This is a genomic window from Streptomyces canus, from assembly GCF_030816965.1.
GTDB lineage: Bacteria > Actinomycetota > Actinomycetes > Streptomycetales > Streptomycetaceae > Streptomyces > Streptomyces canus_E.
In genome coordinates this window covers 6056096-6076423 of record NZ_JAUSYQ010000002.1, presented here as the reverse complement: position 1 = coordinate 6076423, position 20328 = coordinate 6056096, and the positions used below count along the sequence as shown (strand labels likewise).

General features: G+C 70.1%; 19 protein-coding genes and 1 pseudogene. 11 read left to right on the top strand and 9 right to left on the bottom strand.

The window, feature by feature from the left end; genetic code table 11:
- The first annotated feature begins 584 nt into the window (after window positions 1–584).
- From QF027_RS28965 to QF027_RS28955, 3 genes are all read left to right on the top strand, one after another.
- The gene (locus tag QF027_RS28965) at window positions 585–1244 is read left to right on the top strand and encodes a response regulator transcription factor (protein ID WP_280863833.1); all 660 of its coding nucleotides are present in this window, start codon (window positions 585–587) and stop codon (window positions 1242–1244) included.
- A gap of 275 nt (window positions 1245–1519) precedes the next feature.
- Complete coding sequence (locus QF027_RS28960; RefSeq protein WP_306977640.1) at window positions 1520–3448, top strand: 2-oxoacid:acceptor oxidoreductase subunit alpha; 1929 nt, start codon at window positions 1520–1522, stop codon at window positions 3446–3448.
- The gene (locus QF027_RS28955) at window positions 3441–4520 is read left to right on the top strand and encodes a 2-oxoacid:ferredoxin oxidoreductase subunit beta (protein WP_306977642.1); all 1080 of its coding nucleotides are present in this window, start codon (window positions 3441–3443) and stop codon (window positions 4518–4520) included. The genes QF027_RS28960 and QF027_RS28955 overlap by 8 nt, the downstream gene beginning before the upstream one ends.
- Before the next feature lie 56 nt (window positions 4521–4576).
- Here QF027_RS28955 and QF027_RS28950 read toward each other — a convergent pair whose 3' ends face one another.
- The 3 genes from QF027_RS28950 to QF027_RS28940 all read right to left on the bottom strand — a co-directional run bounded on the left by QF027_RS28950 (window position 4577) and on the right by QF027_RS28940 (window position 6329).
- Entirely contained in the window at window positions 4577–4813 is a 237-nt protein-coding gene (locus tag QF027_RS28950) for a hypothetical protein (RefSeq protein ID WP_306977644.1), read from the bottom strand.
- A 310-nt stretch (window positions 4814–5123) separates the two neighbouring features.
- A complete protein-coding gene (locus tag QF027_RS28945) occupies window positions 5124–5690 on the bottom strand; it encodes a DUF6082 family protein (RefSeq protein WP_306977646.1) in 567 nt (188 codons plus the stop codon).
- A gap of 228 nt (window positions 5691–5918) precedes the next feature.
- Entirely contained in the window at window positions 5919–6329 is a 411-nt protein-coding gene (locus QF027_RS28940) for a winged helix-turn-helix transcriptional regulator (RefSeq protein ID WP_306977647.1), read from the bottom strand.
- A 91-nt stretch (window positions 6330–6420) separates the two neighbouring features.
- Here QF027_RS28940 and QF027_RS28935 point away from each other — a divergent pair, with 91 nt between their 5' ends.
- Both QF027_RS28935 and rarD read left to right on the top strand, forming a co-directional pair.
- Complete coding sequence (locus QF027_RS28935) at window positions 6421–7275, top strand: SDR family oxidoreductase (RefSeq protein WP_307078023.1); 855 nt, start codon at window positions 6421–6423, stop codon at window positions 7273–7275.
- Between the two features lie 126 nt (window positions 7276–7401).
- Entirely contained in the window at window positions 7402–8406 is a 1005-nt protein-coding gene (rarD, locus tag QF027_RS28930; RefSeq protein WP_373432042.1) for an EamA family transporter RarD, read from the top strand.
- A 32-nt stretch (window positions 8407–8438) separates the two neighbouring features.
- On the opposite strand, the pseudogene QF027_RS28925 reads toward rarD, so the two are convergent.
- Window positions 8439–9641, bottom strand: a pseudogene (locus QF027_RS28925) (MFS transporter); the annotation flags it as partial.
- 89 nt (window positions 9642–9730) lie between these two features.
- Between QF027_RS28925 and QF027_RS28920 the strand changes: the two are divergent.
- The 3 genes from QF027_RS28920 to QF027_RS28910 all read left to right on the top strand — a co-directional run bounded on the left by QF027_RS28920 (window position 9731) and on the right by QF027_RS28910 (window position 11791).
- The gene (locus QF027_RS28920) at window positions 9731–10183 is read left to right on the top strand and encodes a winged helix-turn-helix transcriptional regulator (protein ID WP_306977651.1); all 453 of its coding nucleotides are present in this window, start codon (window positions 9731–9733) and stop codon (window positions 10181–10183) included.
- A 38-nt stretch (window positions 10184–10221) separates the two neighbouring features.
- Window positions 10222–10689: a VOC family protein gene (locus QF027_RS28915; protein ID WP_306977653.1), complete on the top strand. Its 468-nt coding sequence runs from the start codon at window positions 10222–10224 to the stop codon at window positions 10687–10689.
- 151 nt (window positions 10690–10840) lie between these two features.
- Window positions 10841–11791: a M28 family metallopeptidase gene (locus tag QF027_RS28910; protein WP_307078021.1), complete on the top strand. Its 951-nt coding sequence runs from the start codon at window positions 10841–10843 to the stop codon at window positions 11789–11791.
- A 9-nt stretch (window positions 11792–11800) separates the two neighbouring features.
- Here the strand turns inward: QF027_RS28910 and QF027_RS28905 are convergent, their stop codons facing one another.
- Complete coding sequence (locus QF027_RS28905; RefSeq protein ID WP_307078019.1) at window positions 11801–13249, bottom strand: hypothetical protein; 1449 nt, start codon at window positions 13247–13249, stop codon at window positions 11801–11803.
- A gap of 129 nt (window positions 13250–13378) precedes the next feature.
- On the opposite strand from QF027_RS28905, the gene QF027_RS28900 reads away from it, so the two are divergent.
- The 3 genes from QF027_RS28900 to QF027_RS28890 all read left to right on the top strand — a co-directional run bounded on the left by QF027_RS28900 (window position 13379) and on the right by QF027_RS28890 (window position 15828).
- Window positions 13379–13867 carry a DUF6668 family protein gene (locus QF027_RS28900; RefSeq protein ID WP_307078018.1) on the top strand — a complete coding sequence of 163 codons (489 nt, stop codon included), beginning with the start codon at window positions 13379–13381 and terminating at the stop codon, window positions 13865–13867.
- Window positions 13864–15144, top strand: a complete 1281-nt coding sequence (locus tag QF027_RS28895; RefSeq protein ID WP_307078016.1) for an amidase — start codon at window positions 13864–13866, stop codon at window positions 15142–15144. The genes QF027_RS28900 and QF027_RS28895 overlap by 4 nt, the downstream gene beginning before the upstream one ends.
- Window positions 15145–15237: 93 nt before the next feature.
- Window positions 15238–15828, top strand: a complete 591-nt coding sequence (locus QF027_RS28890) for a flavodoxin family protein (RefSeq protein ID WP_307078014.1) — start codon at window positions 15238–15240, stop codon at window positions 15826–15828.
- On the opposite strand, the gene QF027_RS28885 is transcribed toward QF027_RS28890, so the two are convergent.
- The 4 genes from QF027_RS28885 to QF027_RS28870 all read right to left on the bottom strand — a co-directional run bounded on the left by QF027_RS28885 (window position 15818) and on the right by QF027_RS28870 (window position 20205).
- Entirely contained in the window at window positions 15818–16708 is an 891-nt protein-coding gene (locus QF027_RS28885) for an ABC transporter permease (protein ID WP_307078012.1), read from the bottom strand. The two genes, QF027_RS28890 and QF027_RS28885, sit on opposite strands and share 11 nt — an antisense overlap.
- Entirely contained in the window at window positions 16695–17687 is a 993-nt protein-coding gene (locus QF027_RS28880; RefSeq protein WP_307078010.1) for an ABC transporter ATP-binding protein, read from the bottom strand. Before QF027_RS28880 ends, QF027_RS28885 begins: the two co-directional genes overlap by 14 nt.
- Window positions 17688–17719: 32 nt before the next feature.
- Window positions 17720–18955, bottom strand: coding sequence for a LolA family protein (locus QF027_RS28875; RefSeq protein ID WP_307078008.1), 1236 nt, complete (start codon window positions 18953–18955; stop codon window positions 17720–17722).
- Between the two features lie 239 nt (window positions 18956–19194).
- Window positions 19195–20205 carry a polyprenyl synthetase family protein gene (locus tag QF027_RS28870; RefSeq protein WP_307078006.1) on the bottom strand — a complete coding sequence of 337 codons (1011 nt, stop codon included), beginning with the start codon at window positions 20203–20205 and terminating at the stop codon, window positions 19195–19197.
- Between the last annotated feature and the right edge of the window lie 123 nt (window positions 20206–20328).

Below are 20328 nucleotides of genomic sequence, written 5' to 3'. Positions count from 1 at the left end.
ACCGCAAAACGCGCCACCCTGCGAAGTACCCGTCCCCACAAGACTCGGCCCCCTACGAGGTGCCCGTACCCGGAAAACCCGGCGCCCCGCGAGGCACCTGCCCCCGCACAACCCGACCCGCCCTGCGCGGCGCCCGAGCCCCGGAAAACCCGGCGCCCTGCAAGGCACCTGCCCCCGCACAACCCGACGCCCCGCGAAGCGCCCGATCCCCCCAAACCGGCGCCGTGCGAGGCACCTGCCCCCGCACAACCCGACCCGCCCTGCGCGGCGCCCGAGCCCCCTAAAACCCGGCGCCCCGCGAGGCACCTGCCCCCGCACAACCCGCCGCCCTACGTGGCGCCCAACCCCCGCACAACCCGACGCCCCACCCTCCCCAAGGCACCGGCGTCCCCCGGCCCCGGGCGGTCCCCCGTGGCGAAGATGGCCGGATTTCGAGTGTGACCCCGTGTTATCGGGTCCTTGTTCGTATTCCTGGGTCCTAATCCCGTTGCCCGCGCCCGCCCGGATCCGAATGCTGGAATGCTGGACCGGTCCAGCGGGTGGACAGGGAGTGGGCTGGGGGGCCGAGAGTCGTGGAGGACAGGGTGCGGGTGGTCATCGCCGAGGATTCAGTGCTGCTGAGGGAGGGCCTGACCCGGTTGCTGACCGACCGCGGGCACGACGTCGTGGCCGGTGTGGGTGACGGGGAGGCGCTGATCAAGACCATCGGTGAGCTGGACGCTCAGGGCGAGCTGCCCGACGTCGTCGTCGCCGACGTGCGGATGCCTCCGACGCATACGGACGAGGGCGTGCGAGCCGCCGTACAACTGCGCAAGGCACATCCCGGACTCGGGGTACTCGTACTGTCGCAGTACGTGGAGGAGCGGTACGCCACCGAGTTGCTGGCCGGGTCCAGTCGCGGGGTGGGGTACCTGCTCAAGGACCGGGTCGCGGAGGTGCGTGAGTTCGTGGACGCGGTGGTGCGGGTGGCCGAGGGAGGTACCGCCCTCGACCCCGAGGTGGTCGCTCAGCTGCTGGGACGCAGCCGTAAGCAGGACGTGCTCGCCAATCTCACGCCCCGGGAGCGGGAGGTCCTAGGACTCATGGCCGAGGGGCGCACCAACTCGGCGATCGCGCGGCAGCTCGTCGTGAGCGACGGGGCCGTGGAGAAGCATGTCAGCAACATCTTCCTGAAACTCGGGCTGTCCCCGAGCGACGGGGACCACCGGCGGGTGCTGGCGGTGCTGACCTATCTGAACTCCTGACGATCTGACACCGTGTCAGATATCGCAGTGGCGGCCAGCCAGCGGGACGGAGGGGCCGCCCGGGACCGAGAACCAAAGGACGATGAGGGAGCGTCTTCAAGGAAAGCGCCGGGGGGTGAGTAAATCATGACAATTCAGGGCGTCGCGCCGTCTCAAAAGCACGTCCATCATGCGAATGGCCGAGGGAAGGCGACCCCTGCGGTCGTAGGGTTGATCCTGGGAAGGCCTGCGGGAAGGCCGCTCCCGAACAGCCGCCCAGAGGGAGGTCCAGTTCAGTGACCAGTCAGGTCAGCAGCCCAGCGGAGCAGGCCGACGAAGCCGTCGTGGGAGAGCAGCGCAAAGAGGCCGGCGTGAAGGACGTCCGCCGCCTCGACCGGGTGATCATTCGTTTCGCGGGCGACTCCGGTGACGGGATGCAGCTCACCGGGGACCGTTTCACCTCGGAGACCGCGTCCTTCGGCAACGACCTGTCCACGCTTCCCAACTTCCCCGCCGAGATCCGGGCCCCTGCCGGAACCCTGCCGGGCGTCTCCTCCTTCCAGCTGCACTTCGCCGACCACGACATCCTCACGCCGGGTGACGCGCCCAACGTCCTGGTGGCCATGAACCCCGCCGCCCTCAAAGCCAACATCGCCGATCTGCCGCGCGGAGCGGAGATCATCGTCAACACGGACGAATTCACCAAACGGTCGATGCAGAAAGTGGGGTACGCGGCCTCGCCGCTGGAGGATGGATCGCTCGACGGTTACAGCCTTCATCCGGTCCCCCTGACCACGCTGACCGTCGAGGCCCTCAAGGATTTCGACCTCAGTCGCAAAGAGGCCGAGCGCAGCAAGAACATGTTCGCGCTCGGCCTCTTGTCGTGGATGTACCACCGGCCCACCGAGGGCACGGAGAAGTTCCTGCGGACGAAGTTCGCGAGGAAGCCGGAGATCGCCGAGGCGAACCTGGCCGCCTTCCGGGCGGGCTGGAACTTCGGCGAGACCACCGAGGACTTCGCCGTCTCCTACGAGATCGCCCCGGCGACGAAGGCTTTCCCGGTCGGCACCTACCGCAACATCTCCGGGAACCTCGCACTGTCCTACGGGCTGGTCGCCGCGTCTCGCCAGGCGGACCTGCCGTTGTTCCTGGGCTCGTACCCGATCACGCCGGCCTCGGACATCCTGCACGAGCTGAGCAAGCACAAGAACTTCGGGGTACGGACCTTCCAGGCCGAGGACGAGATCGCGGGCATCGGCGCGGCGCTGGGCGCGGCCTTCGGTGGCTCACTGGCGGTGACGACGACCTCCGGGCCGGGCGTGGCCCTGAAGTCGGAGACCATCGGTCTCGCGGTCTCCCTGGAGCTGCCGCTCCTCGTCATCGACATCCAGAGAGGCGGCCCGTCCACCGGTCTGCCGACCAAGACCGAGCAGGCGGACCTACTGCAGGCGATGTTCGGGCGCAACGGCGAGGCGCCGGTGCCGATCGTCGCCCCCTGCACCCCGGCCGACTGCTTCGACGCGGCGCTGGAGGCGGCCCGGATCGCGCTGACCTACCGCACGCCGGTGATGCTGCTCTCGGACGGCTACCTGGCCAACGGCTCCGAGCCCTGGCGCATCCCCGAGCTGGACGAACTCCCGGACCTGAGCGTGCAGTTCGCGCAGGGCCCGAACCACACCCTGGACGACGGCACCGAGGTCTTCTGGCCCTACAAGCGCGATCCGCAGACCCTGGCCCGCCCCTGGGCCGTGCCCGGCACACCCGGTCTCGAACACCGCATCGGCGGGATCGAGAAGGAGGACGGGTCGGGCAACATCTCCTACGCCCCGGCCAACCACGACTTCATGGTCCGTATCCGCCAGGCCAAGATCGACGGGATCGACGTACCGGATCTGGACGTCGACGATCCGCATGAGGCGCGCACCCTGGTGCTGGGCTGGGGATCGACGTACGGACCGATCACCGCCGCCGTCCGCCGGCTGCGCACGGCCGGTGAGTCGATCGCGCAGGCCCATCTGCGCCACCTCAACCCCTTCCCGCGCAACCTGGGCGCGGTGCTCACGCGTTACGACAAGGTCGTCATCCCGGAGATGAACCTCGGACAGCTCGCGACGCTCGTCCGGGCGAAGTACCTGGTCGACGCGCACAGCTACAACCAGGTCAACGGCATGCCGTTCAAGGCCGAACAGCTCGCCACGGCTCTGAAGGAGGCCATCGATGGCTGAGACGTCCACGGAAGGCACGGGCACGATCGAGGCGCTCACGCTGGTCCCCAAGGCCGAGGCCCGCCAGAGCATGAAGGACTTCAAGAGCGACCAGGAAGTCCGCTGGTGCCCCGGCTGCGGTGACTACGCGATCCTCGCCGCCGTCCAGGGCTTCATGCCGGAGCTCGGGCTGGCCAAGGAGAACATCGTCTTCGTCTCCGGCATCGGCTGCTCGTCGCGGTTCCCGTACTACATGAACACCTACGGCATGCACTCGATCCACGGACGGGCGCCGGCGATCGCGACGGGCCTCGCGTCCTCGCGCCGCGACCTGTCGGTGTGGGTGGTCACGGGTGACGGAGACGCGCTGTCCATCGGCGGCAACCACCTCATCCACGCCCTGCGCCGGAACGTGAACCTGAAGATCCTGCTCTTCAACAACCGGATCTACGGCCTGACCAAGGGCCAGTACTCCCCCACCTCCGAGGTCGGCAAGATCACGAAGTCGACGCCGATGGGCTCACTGGACGCCCCCTTCAACCCGGTGTCCCTCGCCATCGGGGCCGAGGCGTCCTTCGTGGCACGGACGGTGGACTCGGACCGCAAGCACCTGACGCAGGTGCTGCGGGAGGCGGCCGCCCATCCGGGTACCGCGCTGATCGAGATCTACCAGAACTGCAACATCTTCAACGACGGGGCCTTCGAGGCCCTGAAGGACAAGCAGCAGGCCGAGGAGGCGGTGATCCGCCTGGAACACGGGAAGCCGATCCGCTTCGGCGCGGACCTCTCCAAGGGCGTGGTCCGGGACGCGGCGACGGGTGACCTGAAGGTCGTCACGGTGACCCCGTCGAACGAGGCGCAGATCCTCGTCCACGACGCGCATTCCTCGTCCCCCACGACGGCCTTCGCCCTGTCCCGCCTGGCCGACCCGGACACGCTCCACCACACCCCGATCGGGGTCTTCCGGTCGGTGGACCGGCCGGTGTACGACACCCAGATGGCGGACCAGCTGGACGCGGCGATCGAGCAGTACGGCAAGGGGGATCTGGGGGCCCTGCTGGCCGGCGGTGACACCTGGACGGTCGTGGGCTGACCGACGCACGACGCGGGGAGGGCCCGGGGGCGACTCGGCATCCGGGCCCCTTCCGGTTATGCGTCAGGGATGTCCCGCTTGGCACGTAGGAGGGTGTCGCGGGTGATCACGACGATCCGTTCATAGTCGGCACGAGCGGCATCGGCCGGGAGCAGTGCGTCCAGCTCTTCGGTGCGGTCGGTCCCTATCACCGCGAAGGTGCCGTCACTCAACTCGAAGATGTCCGGGCAGGTTTCCATCGTTTGGCTGCCCCGCAGCTTGGGTGCATCTCCGAGGCGGCGGACAATACTCAAAGACACACGTGCTCCTCTGGTCACCCCCTTCTCGCTCCAAGCCACCCGGACATGTCGGCAACAGCAGCACTCTCAGGTCCGCCGAGCAACAAAGCAGGATCAGCGCGCAGCGGAAGGACCACTGAAACTGACGGGGTGTCGGCACGCGTAGGAGGGCCTTGCGCGTCGCCGTGGCATCACACCTCACTCGGCCGACCGTCACAGAGTGTGGCATAGCCGCGGGTAATTCAGGTAGTTATGGCAGTTTTGTCGCCATATCCACCCGCTCGCACCTGTGTCGGCAAGTCGACAGCCGACGCGGTGGCACACCTCAGGAGTCGGGGCCCGCCGCACTCGGTCCGACGATCCACCATTCCTCCGGGCCGTCGGCCAACTCCTCGATCATCACGTCGACGACCGCCCCGACCCGCGCTTCCAGTGAATCCGGGGGCAGGGATCTGCGGTGCTCGTCCGTGCGATCCCAGTACTCCGCGAACAGTTGGTTGCGGCACAGGACCCGCAGATGCCCGAGGAGTTCCTCCCAGTCGCAGATTCCGACCTGGTGAGCCATCAGCAATATGCCGTACTCCCGGTTGGCGAAGATCATCTGGCGCCGCTTGACCTCGGAAAGGCCGGTCAGCGTGCTCGCCGCGTCCGCCAGGGAGGGATCGTCGATCGCCCGGTCCATCTGCTCCAGAGTGAGCCGGTACTGCTGGATCAGATTCGCCCGGTGTATCTCCTCGGTCATCAGCCTGAGCTGACCGAGCAGTTCCAGCAGGACGTCCTCCTGACGTCGGCGGCGCGAGCCCCGAGCGAAGAAGGCTCGCATCAGGTCGCGCCCCGAAGCGACAGCAGAACCGATCCTGCTGCGGCGGACGGCCGGAGTCTGTGTGGCCATGTCAAGGCATCCCCCTGGATCCGGTGACCGTGCGCCGAGAAGTGGCACGGCGGGTCGGTGCACGGTGGGCGTGGCACTCCGCATCCAGCGTGCCCGTCGACTCAAGTCGGCGCGGGAGGCGGAGAGGGGGCGCATGGGTGGACGGGGCTCACATGTCGGCCAACGCCCTGATACATGTGTGCCCCCTGGCGCCGTACACATGCCTTCAGCGGGCCCGGGTCCGGCGTATCACACCTGCTCAGAGCCCCTCTTCCGCGCGTCGTACACCTCCCGCGCCTCCTGCACCGCCGCCATCCTCTTCGCGGTCCACTCCGCCAGCCCGCGCACCTGTTCCGCCGCCTCGCGGCCGAGGTCGGTCAGCGAATAGTCGACCCTCGGCGGGATCACCGGCTTGGCATCCCGGTGCACCAGGCCGTCCCGCTCCAGGGTCTGGAGCGTCTGGGTCAGCATCTTCTCGCTGACGTCGCGGCCGAGGCCGCCGATCGCCCGGCGGAGTTCGCTGAAGCGGTGCGGGCGGTCGAGGAGCTGGATCAGGACCAGGACACCCCACCGGCTCGTCACATGTTCCAGGACGAGGCGGTGGGGGCACATCGCTTCGCCCGACACCACCGGGGCGTTCATCTCAGCACTTACTGCCATGCCAGTACCCTACTTCAAAGTGGGTACTTTCGCAGAGTTAGCGCTTCACCTATGGTTAGTGTCACCGCACCCCACAAGGAGATCGCACATCATGAGCATCGTCGTCACCGGAGCCACCGGACACCTCGGCCGCCACGTCGTCGAGCAGTTGCTCGAGAAGGTCCCGGCCGAACAGATCACCGCCGTCGTGCGCACCCCGGAGAAGGCCGCCGACCTCGCCGCCAAGGGCGTGAAGATAGCGGTCGCCGACTACAACAGCCCCGAGACCTTCGACAAGGTCTTCGCGGCCGGCGACAAGGTGCTGCTGATCTCCGGCAACGAGTTCGACAAGGGCCGCCCCGCCCAGCACCAGGTCGTCATCGACGCCGCCAAGGCCGCGAACGTGGCGCTCCTCGCGTACACCAGCGCACCGGGCAGCCTCACGGCCGCGCTCGCGGACGACCACCGGGCCACCGAGGAGGCCCTCCTCGCCTCCGGCGTGACCTACTCGCTGCTGCGCAACGGCTGGTACAACGAGAACTACACCGAGAACCTCGCCCCCGCCCTGGAGTACGGCGCCGTCGTCCAGGCAGCCGGTGACGGTCGTGTCTCCTCCGCCTCGCGCGCCGACTACGCGGCCGCCGCCGTGGCCGTGCTGACCGGCGAGGGGCACGAGAACACCACGTACGAGCTGGGCGGCGACGACGCCTGGAGCTTTGCCGAGTACGCGGCCGAGCTCAGCAAGCAGACCGGCAAGGAGATCGCCTACAACGCCGTCTCCGTGGAGGCCTTCACCGGGATCCTGACGGGCGCCGGAGTGCCGGCTCCGTTCGCCGCGATCCTCGCCGATGTCGACGCCTCCATCGCGAAGGGCGAGCTGGTCGTCGCCTCCGGTGACCTGGCCCGGCTGACCGGCCGTCCGGCCACCCCGATCGCCGAGTCGATCGCGGTCGCGCTCAAGGGCTGACACTCCCCGCGGGCCCCCGGGACCGGCACCCCCGGCTGTCATGACCGTATAGCGATACGGGCATGACAGCCGGGGGTACTCGGCGTTACCTTCGTGCAGGCGAGGACGGTACGAGGAGGAGAGTCCGTGAAGTCGAGGGGCGAGCGGCACATAGGTCTGCTGAACGGCTTCGCCGCGTATGGAATGTGGGGCCTCGTCCCCCTCTTCTGGCCGCTGCTCAAGCCCGCCGGCGCCGCGGAGATCCTCGCCCACCGGATGGTGTGGTCGCTCGTCTTCGTCGCCGTCGCGCTGGTCCTCGTACGGCGCTGGGCCTGGGCCGGTGAGCTGCTGCGGCAGCCGCGCAGGCTGGCGCTGATCACCGTGGCCGCCGCCGTCATCACCGTGAACTGGGGCGTCTACATCTGGGCCGTCAACAGCGGTCACGTGGTCGAGGCCTCGCTCGGGTACTTCATCAATCCGCTGGTCACCATCGCGATGGGGGTGCTGCTGCTCAAGGAGCGACTGCGGCCCGTGCAGTGGACGGCGGTCGGGGTGGGCGCCGCCGCCGTGCTCGTCCTCACCGTCGGATACGGCCGGCCGCCGTGGATCTCCCTCACCCTCGCGTTCTCCTTCGCCACCTACGGCCTGGTCAAGAAGAAGGTGAACCTCGGCGGCGTGGAGTCGCTGGCCGCCGAGACCGCGATCCAGTTCCTGCCCGCGCTCGGCTATCTGCTGTGGCTGAGCTCGCACGGCGACCTCAGCTTCGCCTCCGAGGGGCCGGGGCACGCGGCGCTGCTCGCCTCGACGGGCATCGTCACCGCGCTCCCCCTGGTCTGCTTCGGCGCGGCGGCGATCCGCGTGCCGCTGTCCACGCTGGGACTGCTCCAGTACCTGGCCCCGGTCTTCCAGTTCGTGCTCGGCATCTTCTACTTCGGCGAGGCCATGCCGCCCGAGCGCTGGGCCGGATTCGCCCTGGTCTGGCTGGCGTTGACGCTGCTCACCTGGGACGCCCTGCGCACCGCGCGGACGCTCAGGAGGGAGATCACGAGGCCCAGCACCACCATGACGACGGGCACCGTCAGCGCCGTACGGAAGGCGGAGAGCCTGGCCTCGGGTGCGGAGCCGCCGGCCTCGCCCAGCGCCAGGCCGTAGACCGCCGTCACCGCGGAGATACCGATCGCCGAGCCGAACTGTGTCGCCGTGTGCAGCAGCCCGCCCGCCAGGCCCTGTTCGGACTCGGCCACCCCGTCCGTCGCCGCGATCGTCAGCGGCCCGTACGCCAGCGCGAAGGCGGTGCCCGCGATGATCAGCGTCGGGAACATCGCCAGGTAGGGCCAGTCCATGCCGACCGGCAGGAAGAGGCCGTAGGCGAGCACCGCCAGCAGGAAGCCGCCGACGATCACGCGGACGTTGCCGAAGCGGGCGACCAGCCGCGGGGTGAGCGTGGGCGCGAGCACCGCGTCACAGCCCATGATCACCAGGGCGATCGAGGTCTGCACCGAGGACCAGCCACGCAGTTCCTGGAGATAGAGCGTCACCACGAACTGGAAGCCGAAGAAGGCCCCGACGAACAGCAGCGCCCCGAGGTCGGCCCGTACGACCGGTCCCGTGCGCAGGATCCCGAGCCGGACCAGGGGGTTCGCGGCCCGGCGTTCCACGCCGACGAAGGCGGCCCCGAGCAGCAGCGCCCCGAGAGCGGACGCCGTCGTCGACCGCCACGCGTCCAGGCCGTGTTCCAGGCGTACGACGGTGTAGGCGGCCAGCAGCATGGCGCCGGCGGCGGTCAGGGCACCGAGCAGGTCGAAGCCGTGCCCGGTCGGCGGCGGGCCGGGCCGGCGCGGGATCAGCCGGAAGGCCGCGAGGAGCAGGGCGGCGGCCATCAGCACCGGCGCGAAGAACACCCAGCGCCAGCCGAGCGCGGTGAGCAGGCCGCCGATCACCAGGCCGAGGGAGAAGCCGCCGGCGGCGGTACCGGCGAAGACCAGCAGGGCCTTGTTGCGCTGCGGGCCCTCCTCGTACGACGTGGTGATCAGGGACAGCGCGGCCGGGGTCATGAAGGCGGCGGAGACGCCGGTGACGAAGCGGGCGACCACCAGCATCCAGCCCTCGGTCGCGAGACCGCCGAGGCCGGAGAAGGCGAGGAAGACCGTCAGCCAGAGCAGTAACATCCGGCGGCGGCCCAGCAGGTCGGCCGCGCGGCCACCGAGGAGGGTGAAGCCGGCGTAGCCGAGCACGTAGGCGCTCATCACCCAGGCCGCGGTGTCGGTCGCGAGTCCCAGATCGGACCGGATCGAGGGGATCGCGACGGCCATCATCGCGATGTCGGCGCCCTCCAGGAAGATCGTTCCGCAGAGGACGAGCAACAGCGCCCAGGCGCGTGCGCCCATGGCAACACTCCGTAGGTAGGGGGGAGTTACTCGACTGAGGGTCGGTTCCCTCTTGTAACCACCCCCAGCCTCCGGCAGCATCGACGGACATGGAAGAAGGCACTTCGAAGTCACCGAGTCACTGCGCGGGTACCGACCACGGCGACCCCGCCCCCTTCCAAGGGGACACCGACCCCTTCCAGTGGGACACCCGCGAGGACTGCCAGGTACGGCAGATCCTCGACCGGGTCGCCGACAAGTGGTCCCTTCTTGTCATCGCCCTGCTGGAGAACCGGCGGCTGCGCTTCACCGAGCTGCGCCGGGAGATCGACGGGGTCAGTCAGCGGATGCTGACGGTGACGCTGCGTTCTCTGGAGCGGGACGGGCTGGTGAAGCGGACGGTCCATCCGGTCGTACCGCCCCGGGTGGAGTACGAGCTGACTGAGCTCGGCGGCACCCTGCACGCGACGATCCGCTCGCTGGTGACCTGGACCGAGGCGCACCAGGAGGAGATCGCGGTGGCCCGGGAGGCCTACGACCGGCGAGCGGTGAAAGCCGTTTAGGACACTCCGGGACCTCATTCGCGGCTATAAGTGGCTCCATGACGCAGACCACACCCGCACCTCTGCACTGGAAACTGGTCGTCGACGCCGGCGACCCGCACGCCCAGGCCGACTTCTGGGCCGCCGCTCTGCACTACGTGACCGAGGACAACGACGCGCTCATCCAGCGGCTGCTGGAACTCGGCGCGCTGCCGCGCGAGGCCACCGTCGAGTACCACGCGCGCCTCGCCTTCCGGGACCTGATCGCCGTACGGCACCCCGACGACCCGTACGACAAGGACAGCGGCACGGGTCTCGGCCGGCGGCTGCTGTTCCAGCGGGTGCCGGAGGCGAAGACCGTCAAGAACCGGCTCCATCTCGACGTGCACGCCGGCGACGGACAGCGGGCGGCCGAGGTCGAGCGGCTGACGGAGCTCGGGGCGAGCGTGCTGCGGGAGGTGAAGGAGCAGGGCGGCGAATGGGTGGTGATGGCGGATCCGGAGGGAAACGAGTTCTGCGTGCAATGAGCCCACGCGATCCACGGGGTCCGTTGTGCGAAGGGGCGTGACCGGATTGCGCCCTTGACGATGAGTCAACCTCAGCTTCACCATCCAGGCACCCATTCGCTGTGGAGTCCCTGTGACTTCAGGGATTCCCACGGAATTCGGAGCCCCCCACATGAAGCTCTCGGTTCCCGGACGCGTCACGGCCACCGCCGTCGTCGCCACCGTCTCCCTCCTGGCCGGCGGATCCATAGCCGGCGCGGCCCCCGCGGGACAGCCCGCGGTGGCCGCGGCCCCGGACATCCCGGTGGCCAACGTGAAGGCGCATCTGACCCAGCTGCAGTCCATCGCCACCGCCAACGGCGGTAACCGCGCGCACGGCCGCGCCGGTTACAAGGCCTCTCTCGACTATGTGAAGGCCAAGCTGGACGCCGCCGGATTCACCACGGCGGTCCAGCAGTTCACCTCGTCAGGCCGCACCGGCTACAACCTGATCGCCGACTGGCCCGGCGGCGACACCGACCAGGTGATCATGTCCGGCTCGCACCTCGACAGTGTGACGGCGGGCGCGGGCATCAACGACAACGGGTCCGGTTCGGCGGCCGTACTGGAGACCGCGCTCGCCGTGTCCCGGGCCGGCTACCAGCCCACCAAGCATCTGAGATTCGCCTGGTGGGGCGCGGAGGAGCTGGGCATGGTCGGCTCCCGTTCCTACGTCAACAGCCTCTCCACCGCCAGCCGTTCACGGATCAGCGGCTACCTCAACTTCGACATGATCGGCTCGCCGAACCCCGGGTACTTCGTCTACGACGACGACCCGGCCATCGAGAAGACCTTCAAGGCGTACTACGCCGGTCTCGGCGTCCCGACCGAGATCGAGACCGAGGGCGACGGCCGCTCCGACCACGCGCCCTTCAAGAACGCGGGCGTGCCGGTCGGCGGGCTGTTCAGCGGGGCGGACTACGTCAAGACGGCGGCCCAGGCGGCCAAATGGGGCGGTACCTCGGGGCTGGCCTTCGACCGCTGCTACCACGCGTCGTGCGACACCACGGCCAACATCAACGACACGGCTCTGGACCGCAACAGTGACGCGGTGGCGTACGCGGTGTGGGAGCTGTCCCGGTAACTTCGCGGGCTACTGGCCGGCGTTCCGTGCGCGTTCCGCGAGGCGGAGCATGCGGGCGCGGGCCGACTCCAGCTTGTCGGGGTCCTCGGCCGCCGGGCCTTCTCCGGCGGCCAGGTCCGTCCACAGAGTGAGCAGGTCGCGACCGAGTTCCAGGCCCCGCAGCGGATCCCGTACGGCCTTCCACGCGGTGGCCGCGCTCTGTACGTTGCCGTAGGCCGCCTCGGCGTCTCCGGCGCGGTGATGGATGTCGGCCAGGTCGAGGGAGATCTTCGCGGCGCGGACCGGCTCGCCGCCCAAGTAGGCGATGTAGGCGGCGAGTTCACGCACCCGCAGCACATCGGGATGCTCGGCGCCCAAGGTCTCGGACGCCTCGCCGACCACCCGCTCGGCCAACTCGGCGGCAACGTCCGTCCGCCCTTCCCGCACCGCCTCACTGATCCGCCCGACGGGTTCCGCGAGAACGGCGTTGTCCTCCATCACCAGCCCCTCCCCCAGTACGGCCTCGGCCACGGCGTCGAACCCTCGCACGGGGGTCGGCTTGGGGCCGGGGTCGTCCAGGAGGGGGACGGAATCGATGAGCGGGGCGGTGGGACGAGGGGCGGGCGAGGCCGACGGGAGCGGCTGCGGCACAGCGGCGAAACCGGCCGAGGGCAAGGGCCTGGGCTCGATCGCGGGCGCCGGCGCCGAGTCGCTTGGCGGCTGGGGGGCGGGGACTGTGTCCGACGGCGGCGGTATGGGAGTCGGGACGGCGTCCGACAGCGGCGCGACCGGTGTCGGAGCGGGGCCGGGCTGCGGCAGGGGCCTGGGGGCGTAGGCGAAGTCGGTCGGTGACAGCGGGGCGGGGGTCGAGGCGGGGCTCGCGTCCATGACGGGGGGCGGGCCGAACTCGCCCGTCGGGGGTGCGACCGTCCCCGGGGGCTGAGCCGGAGCCGGGTCGGTGTGCCGAGGGTGCGGCAGCTGTCGTAGGACCTGGGTCGGGGACGGTTCGCCGTCCGCCGGCTGCGGCTCGGGCACGTTGCGCAGCCGGAACGTGGGAGCCGGGTCCCCCGTGGGCTCGTCGAGTGGCTGCGGGAGATGCGAGGTCTCCTCGTGCGGGGCAGCGCCTGCGGACGGCCAGGGCTTCTCCGCGGACTGCTCGTGCCCGGCGGACGGCGGACTCTCCGGCGGAGCCATCCGAACCGGCTCCGCGGTGAAGCGGCTGGAGCCGTCCGTCGTGACTTCCAGCGGGATCACGTACCCGATGCGGGCGTCGTGGATCGTGGCGTGGACGGGGTGGCCGCCGGTGCGGGCGAGATGGTGGAGGTGGGTCAGAACGGTCTGGTGGAGTTCCTCGCCGGGCGGTGCGGTGACCGGTGTTCCGGCCACCGTCGCGGACTCACCCGTCAGGGGGACGCGGACGTCGATCGGGGTCGCCCCCCGCTGCTGGTCCCGCTTCTTTTCGCGGCTGAGTCGAGACATCTCATCCCTCACGGTCGTGCACGTACTGTCGAGTCTCGCCGCTCGCCCCCGGTTCTCACGTCACCGTGATGTCACAGGCCTGTCCCAGCAGGTGGAGGGCGAGTGGGATGACAGGGTCGGGGCGCGGGCATGCGGACCGACGTGCGGCGAGAGGTGGAGCGTGTGCAGCAGGGGCCGGAGATCTGGATCCGGGGGCCGGTGGCCCCGCACGGGAGGCGGTTCGCGTGGGTCGGCACCCATGGCGGCGCCGGCGTCTCCACCCTGGCCGCCGTCTACGGCGGCCACGACAGCGGACGTGCCTGGCCGGGCGCCGGTGATCCGACCTCCGTCCTGCTCGTCGCCCGTACGCACGCCGCGGGGCTGCTCGCCGCCCGCCGCGGCCTGGAGCTCTTCCGGCGCGGGGAACACCCGCCCGGGCTCGACCTCGACGCCGTCGTCCTCGTCGCGGACGCCCCGGGCCGGCTCCCGCGCCCGCTCGCCCAGCGGCTCAAGGAGATCGAGTCCACGCTGGACGTGTACCGCGTGCCCTGGGTCCCCGCGTGGCGCCTCGGTGACCTGAACGGAACCCCGCCTCGCGGGACCGAGGCGCTGGCCCGGCTCACCCGGGCCGCCCCGTGACGGCCGACGACTCCGGCCTGGCTTCCCTCTCCGCCCGGGACATCGCTGCGGCGGTACGTGCGCGTTCGCTGCGGGCCGTCGATGTCGTCGCCTCCGCCCTGGAGCGGATCCGGCGGGTGGATCCGGGGCTGTGCGCGTTCGCCGAGGTGTGGGAGGAGGAGGGGCTGCGGCGGGCACGCGAGGTCGATCTCCGTGTCGACGCGGGTGAGCGGCCGCCGCTCGCCGGGGTGCCGCTCGGGGTGAAGGGGCGGCACGGGCTGCGCGGCGCAGCACAGCTCCTCGCGGCCGGATGCGTACCCGTCGGCGCGACCTCCGTGCCCGGTCCCGGAACTGCCTGGCAGACCTGGGGGCTGGGCGCCCACGGCCGTACCGTGAATCCCTGGCGCGCCGACCGCACCCCCGGCGGCTCCTCGGCGGGCTCCGCGGCCGCGGTGGCCGCGGGACTCGTCCCGATGGCGACGGGGAGCGACGGGGCGGGGTCGGTACGGATCCCGGCGGCGTGGTGCGGGGTGATCGGCCTGAAGACCACGAACTCCGGCCGCGGGGGCACCGGCGCCGATACCGACTCGGATTCCGATACCGACCGCACGATCACCCACTCCGGCTCCCTCCGCGCCGCCTCAGGCCGCCCGAGCCTCACCGCCCCCGGCGTCCTCGCCCGCCACGCCGCCGACGCGGCCGCCTACTGGCATGCGATCTCCGGCGAAGGGAACGGGCACATGAACAGGGACAGGGACAGGGACAGGGACGGCGAGGGCGACGGGGACCGCACCGAATCCCCCGCCGACCTTCCCTTCACCGCCCTCTGGTCCCCCGATCTCGGCTTCGCCGACCCCGACCCCGACATCGTCCGGATCACCCGCGCGGCGGCCGGGCGGCTGGCCGACGTCGGTGTCGTACGGCCGGCCCGGCCCCGCATCCCCCTCCGCCTGCACGACCCCGCCCCCGCCTGGCTCGCCCTGCGCACCCCCGGCTCCGACCTGCGGGACGCCGACCGGATCCGGGCCGCCAACGACGATCGCCTCCATGACCTCTTCGACCGCACCGACCTGCTGCTGACGCCCACCACCCCCCATCCGCCGCACGGTCACGAAGGCCCGGGTGAGCGCTACTCCACCGCCCTCACCTGGGCGTTCAACCTCAGCGGGCACCCGGCGCTCTCCCTCCCGGCCGGCCTCGGCCCCGACGGCTGCCCGGTCGGACTGCAACTCGTTGCCCGGCACGGCGGCGAAGCGCTGCTGCTGGAGGTGGCGCGGACGGCACAGGCGTACGTCTGAGGTTCACCCCTGGACAGGTAATTGCGCACGCATATAATGCATGTGCGAGTATTTACCGTACGCCGATCATCGCCGATCACCCGAGGGATCTCCATGACACGCCGTTTCCTGTTCGTGCTCGGCAGCAGCCGCAGCGACGGCAACACCGAACTGCTGGCCCGCCGGGCCGCCGAGCAACTGCCCCCTGATGTCGAGCAGCAGTGGATCGACCTCACGGAGCATCCGATGCCCGACTTCGAGGACCTCCGCCACGACACCGACCACGTGCGTCCGACGATCGGCAACACGGCGCTGCTGTTCGATGCCACGCTCACGGCGACGGACATCGTGATCGCTTCCCCGCTGTACTGGTACTCGGTCTCCGCCCACGTCAAGCGCTACCTGGATCACTGGTCCGGCTGGCTGCGCACACCGGGCGTCGAGTTCAAGGCGACCATGGCGGGGCGCACGCTGTGGGGCGTCACCGCGCTGGCCCACCAGGAGTTCGAGGTCGCCGACCCGCTGGTCGGCACCCTCAACAACTCGGCCGCGTACATGGGCATGCGCTTCGGCGGGGTGCTGCTCGGCAACGGCAGCAAGCCCGGTGACGTGCTGAGGGACACCGATGCCCTCGCCCGCGCGAAGACGTTCTTCGCGCAGGAGGCGCCGCTCGCGCGCTTCCCCTGTGAACAGCTCACGCCGTGATGTCCTTCGCCATGAACCTCGCCCACGCCGCCGAGCCGAACACCGCCGCGTACAGGGCCTGGAGTCCGAGGTTCTTCACCAGGTCGTCCCAGTAGACCGGTTCGCGCATGAGGTCGGCGAAGGACAGCCAGTAGTGGGAGAAGAAGTACGGCTGCAGCGCGTGCAGCTGGGGGATCTGGTCGAGGATCTGGACCGTGATCAGCAGGCCGACCGTCGTGGCCATCGCCGCGATGCCGCTGTTGGTGAGTGTCGAGATGAACAGGCCCAGCGCCGCCACGCCGGTGAGTGACGCGGCCACCACCAGGGCGATCAACAGGGCTCTTCCCAGGCCCTCCACGAAGGTGATCCGGGTGCCGGAGATCGTCGTCAGGTCCCCGAGTGGGAAGAGGATGGCTCCTACGGCCAGCGCCGAGAGCGCGACCACGAGGGTGGCGACCAGACAGAAGGCCATCACCGTCGTGTACTTGGTGAGGAGCAGACGGGTGCGGCCCGCCGGCGCGACCAGGAGATAGCGCAGGGTGCCCGCGTTGGCCTCGCCCGCGATCGCGTCGCCCGCGATGACGCCGATGGACATCGGCAGGAAGAAGGGGAGGGTCGCGGCGAGGGCGGTGAAGACCAGGAAGAGGCCGTTGTTCGTGATCTGCGAGATGAAGGCGGGGCCGCCTCCCCCTCCGGCGCCGGTCGAGGAGCCGTCGCCGGTCTCGATCTTCACCGCGATGCCTACGAGGATCGGGACCGCTGCGAGTACGGCCAGCAGGGCGAGGGTTCGCCAGCGGCGGAACGTGATGTGGAGTTCGTTGCGGAAGAGGGTGGCTCGGAAGGTCGTACGGCGGCTACGGGCCGACTGTGGATCGAAAGCCCCTGCCTCAACCTGCGACATCGAAGCCCTCTCCCGTCAGCGCGACGAATGCGTCCTCCAGGGAGGCGCGTTCGACACCGAAGCCCCGTACCCGCACCCCCGCTGTCACCAACGCGGCGTTGACGGCGGCCGGTTCGCCTTCCGGAGGGTCGGACGTCACCCGGTCCTCGTCGATGACCACATCACCGACCCCCTGTTCCTTCAGCACCCGCGCCGCGTCCGCCGTGTCCGGTGTCGTGACCACCAGCCTGCCCCTCGCCCCTGCCGCCAGGTCGCTCACCGAACCCTGGGTGATCAGGCGGCCCTGGGCCATCACCGCCGCGTGGGTGCAGACCTGTTCGATCTCGTCGAGGAGGTGGGAGGAGAGGAAGACGGTGGTGCCGTCCGACGCCAACTCCCTCACCAGGGAACGGATCTCGCGCATGCCCTGCGGGTCCAGGCCGTTGGTCGGTTCGTCCAGGACCAGGAGTCTGCGGGGCTGGAGCAGGGCCGCCGCCAGGCCGAGGCGCTGTTTCATGCCCAGCGAGTACGCCTTCGCCTTCTTTCCGGCGGCGGCCGCCAGGCCCACCCGGTCCAGGGCCGCTGCCACGCGGGTGCTCCGGGTGCGCGGGTCGGCGGTCGGGTCCGCGGCGTCGTAGCGGATGAGGTTGTCGCGGCCGGAGAGGAAGCCGTAGAGGGCCGGGCCCTCGATGAGCGCGCCGACGTGCGGGAGTACGGTCCGGGAGGCGCGCGGCATGGGGTGGCCCAGGACCCGCGCCGAGCCGGAGGTCGGTTCGATGAGGCCCATCAGCATGCGGATGGTGGTGGTCTTGCCGGAGCCGTTCGGGCCGAGGAAGCCGAAGACGCTGCCCGCCGGGACGGTCAGGTCGAGACCGTCCACGGCGAGCTGTCCGCCGCGGTAGCGCTTGGTGAGGGCGTGGGTGTGGATGACGCCGTCACCCGCGTCCTCGCCCGCCCCCGCCCCCTCCGCATCCGGCTCCGTGGCGGACGGCTGGTCCATCGGCTTCCTCGATTCGTCGTGCCGTGCGAGTCCTACTTCGCCGCGTCGGCCGCCTTCACCAGCGCGTCCTTGGTGACCGCGCCGACGTAGACCTTGCCGTCGTCCGTGATCAGGGCGTTGATCAGGCGGGTCTTGAAGACGGTGCCCTCGCCGAACTTGCCGGTGACCTTGTCGCCGAGCGAGTCCAGGAAGCCGCCGACGTCACCGCCGACCTCGGAGCCGGACGGGACGCCCTGGCCGCCGGTGTCGAAGGTGGCGATGGAGTCCCAGCCGTCCCCGATGACGTTCAGACCCTCGGGGCCGGCCTTGCCGAGCTCGCGGGCCGAACCCTTGCCGACGTCCCCGGAGTGCTCGGAGCGCTCGGAGCGCTGGGGCGCCTTCGCGGCGTCCCCCTCCTCGACCTTCGCGCCCTTCGGCGGGGTGAAGTCGAAGGTCGAGGCGGCCGGCTTGGCGAAGCTGACCTGGGTGAAGCCCGCGTCCACGACGGCGGAACCGCCGCTCGCCGGTGTCAGCGTGAACTTCAGCGGCAGCCCCGTCTTCGAGTCCACGGCCACGGTGATCTGGCCGACCGTCGACCCTTCGTCCTTGGGCTTGATGACGAGCCGGTAGGCGTCCCGCCCCGCGACCTGCGCGGTGCCGTCCACCGTCACCGACGTGGTCTTGTCGGCGGCCTTGAGAGCCTCCTCGGCGAGGTCCTTGGGTGTGGCCGGGAGCACTTCCTTCTGCTTCCCGTCGCTCTCGGAGGCCGTGGTGTGGAAGACCGAGTTGGACTTGCTGTCGTAGCCCCAGACGTCCTTGCCGTTGTGGATGAGGCTGTACTCGGCCGCGTTCTCCAGCAGCGAGACCTTCTGCCTGTCCTCGCCGTCGGCCGCGACGCGCAGCGTGTGGGTGCCGGAGGCGAGCTCGGTGAGCTTGGTGGAGGGGTCGGCGGACGAGCCGTCGTCCGAGCCGGAGGGCCCGGCGGCGGAACCGAGCGAGCTCTCCAGGCCGCCGAGGTCCGGCAGCCCCAGGTCCGTGGTGATCTTCACCGTGCCGGACAGCTGCTGTACGTCCGATGCGGCGATCTTCTCGATGAGTTCCTGTGCGCTGATCTTCGGCAGGTCGGGATCGCCGGAGTCGGCGAGCGCCGGGACGAGCCCGATGGTCGCCGCCGCGATGCCCACCACCGTGGCCGGCACGACGTATCGCGCGGCCTTGCGGCGGCGCGCGGAGCGCAGCTCTTCGGCGTCCGCGGCGGTCGCGTTGTCGTCGGATTCGTACGGTGCCATGTGTGCCTTACCTCCGTCGTCGGCGGCGGCTGTCAACTCCCGTGCGTCCACCCTGTAGCCGCCATTCTCACCCGAATCGGTGAGGAGTGGTGTTTTCTGTGATGTCCATCTGACCAAATCGGCCATGAGCATGCGTCAGCCCTCGGGGCCAACTCCGTGTACACCTGGGGTATGACACGACATGCGGGCGCCCCCTACTACCCGTAGGGGGCGCCCGTCAGCCGACCGGTCAGCCGGCCCTAGCCCGCGCGATGCACCACCGCGTCGCACAGCTCCATCAGGGCCGCCTTCGCATCGCACTCCCGCAGCGGGGCCAGCGCCGCGCGCGCGTCCTCGGCGTACCGCACGGTGTCCTTGCGGGCCTGCTCCAGCGCGGGGTGCGTACGCAGGGCGGCCAGCGCCTCCGCGTGCCGGGCGTCGTCCGTGAGGTCGGAGTCGAGCAGCTCGCACAGGGCGATGTCCTCGGCCAGACCGAGGCGGGCGGCCCGCTCGCGCAGCCGCAGCACCGGCATCGTGGGGATGCCCTCGCGCAGGTCCGTGCCCGGCGTCTTGCCGGACTCGTGGGAGTCGGAGGCGATGTCCAGGACGTCGTCGGCGAGCTGGAAGGCTACGCCGAGACGCTCGCCGTACTGGGTCAGGACGTCCACGACCGTCTCGTCGGCACCGGACATCATCGCCCCGAAGCGGCACGAGACCGCGACCAGCGAGCCCGTCTTGCCCCCGAGCACGTCGAGGTAGTGCTCGACCGGGTCCCGCCCGTCCTGCGGGCCGGCCGTCTCCAGGATCTGGCCGGTGACCAGGCGCTCGAACGCCTCCGACTGCACCCGGACCGCCTCGGGCCCGAGGTCGGCCAGGATGTGCGAGGCGCGGGCGAACAGGAAGTCGCCGGTCAGCACGGCCACCGAGTTGCCCCAGCGGGTGTTGGCGCTGTCGACGCCCCGCCGGACCTCGGCCTCGTCCATGACGTCGTCGTGGTACAGCGTCGCGAGGTGGGTCAGCTCCACCACCACGGCCGACGGCACCACACCCGGCGCATAAGGATCCCCGAACTGGGCAGCGAGCATCACGAGGAGCGGACGGAACCGCTTTCCACCCGCGCGCACCAGATGCTGGGCGGCCTCGGTGATGAAGGGAACCTCACTCTTGGTGGCCTCGAGCAATCCCTCCTCGACAGCCGCCATTCCGGCCTGGACATCGGCTTCCAGAGCCTGGTCCCGCACGCTCAGCCCGAACGGCCCGACGACGGTCACGAGGGGTCTCCTGTCTGCTGGTGTCCCATTGGCGGTTATACGGAATGTCGATAGGTCGCTGCCATCACTCAAGTCAGCGTATCCGGTCATCTTTGGATCACCGATAGCGCCCGCCCCGTCCAT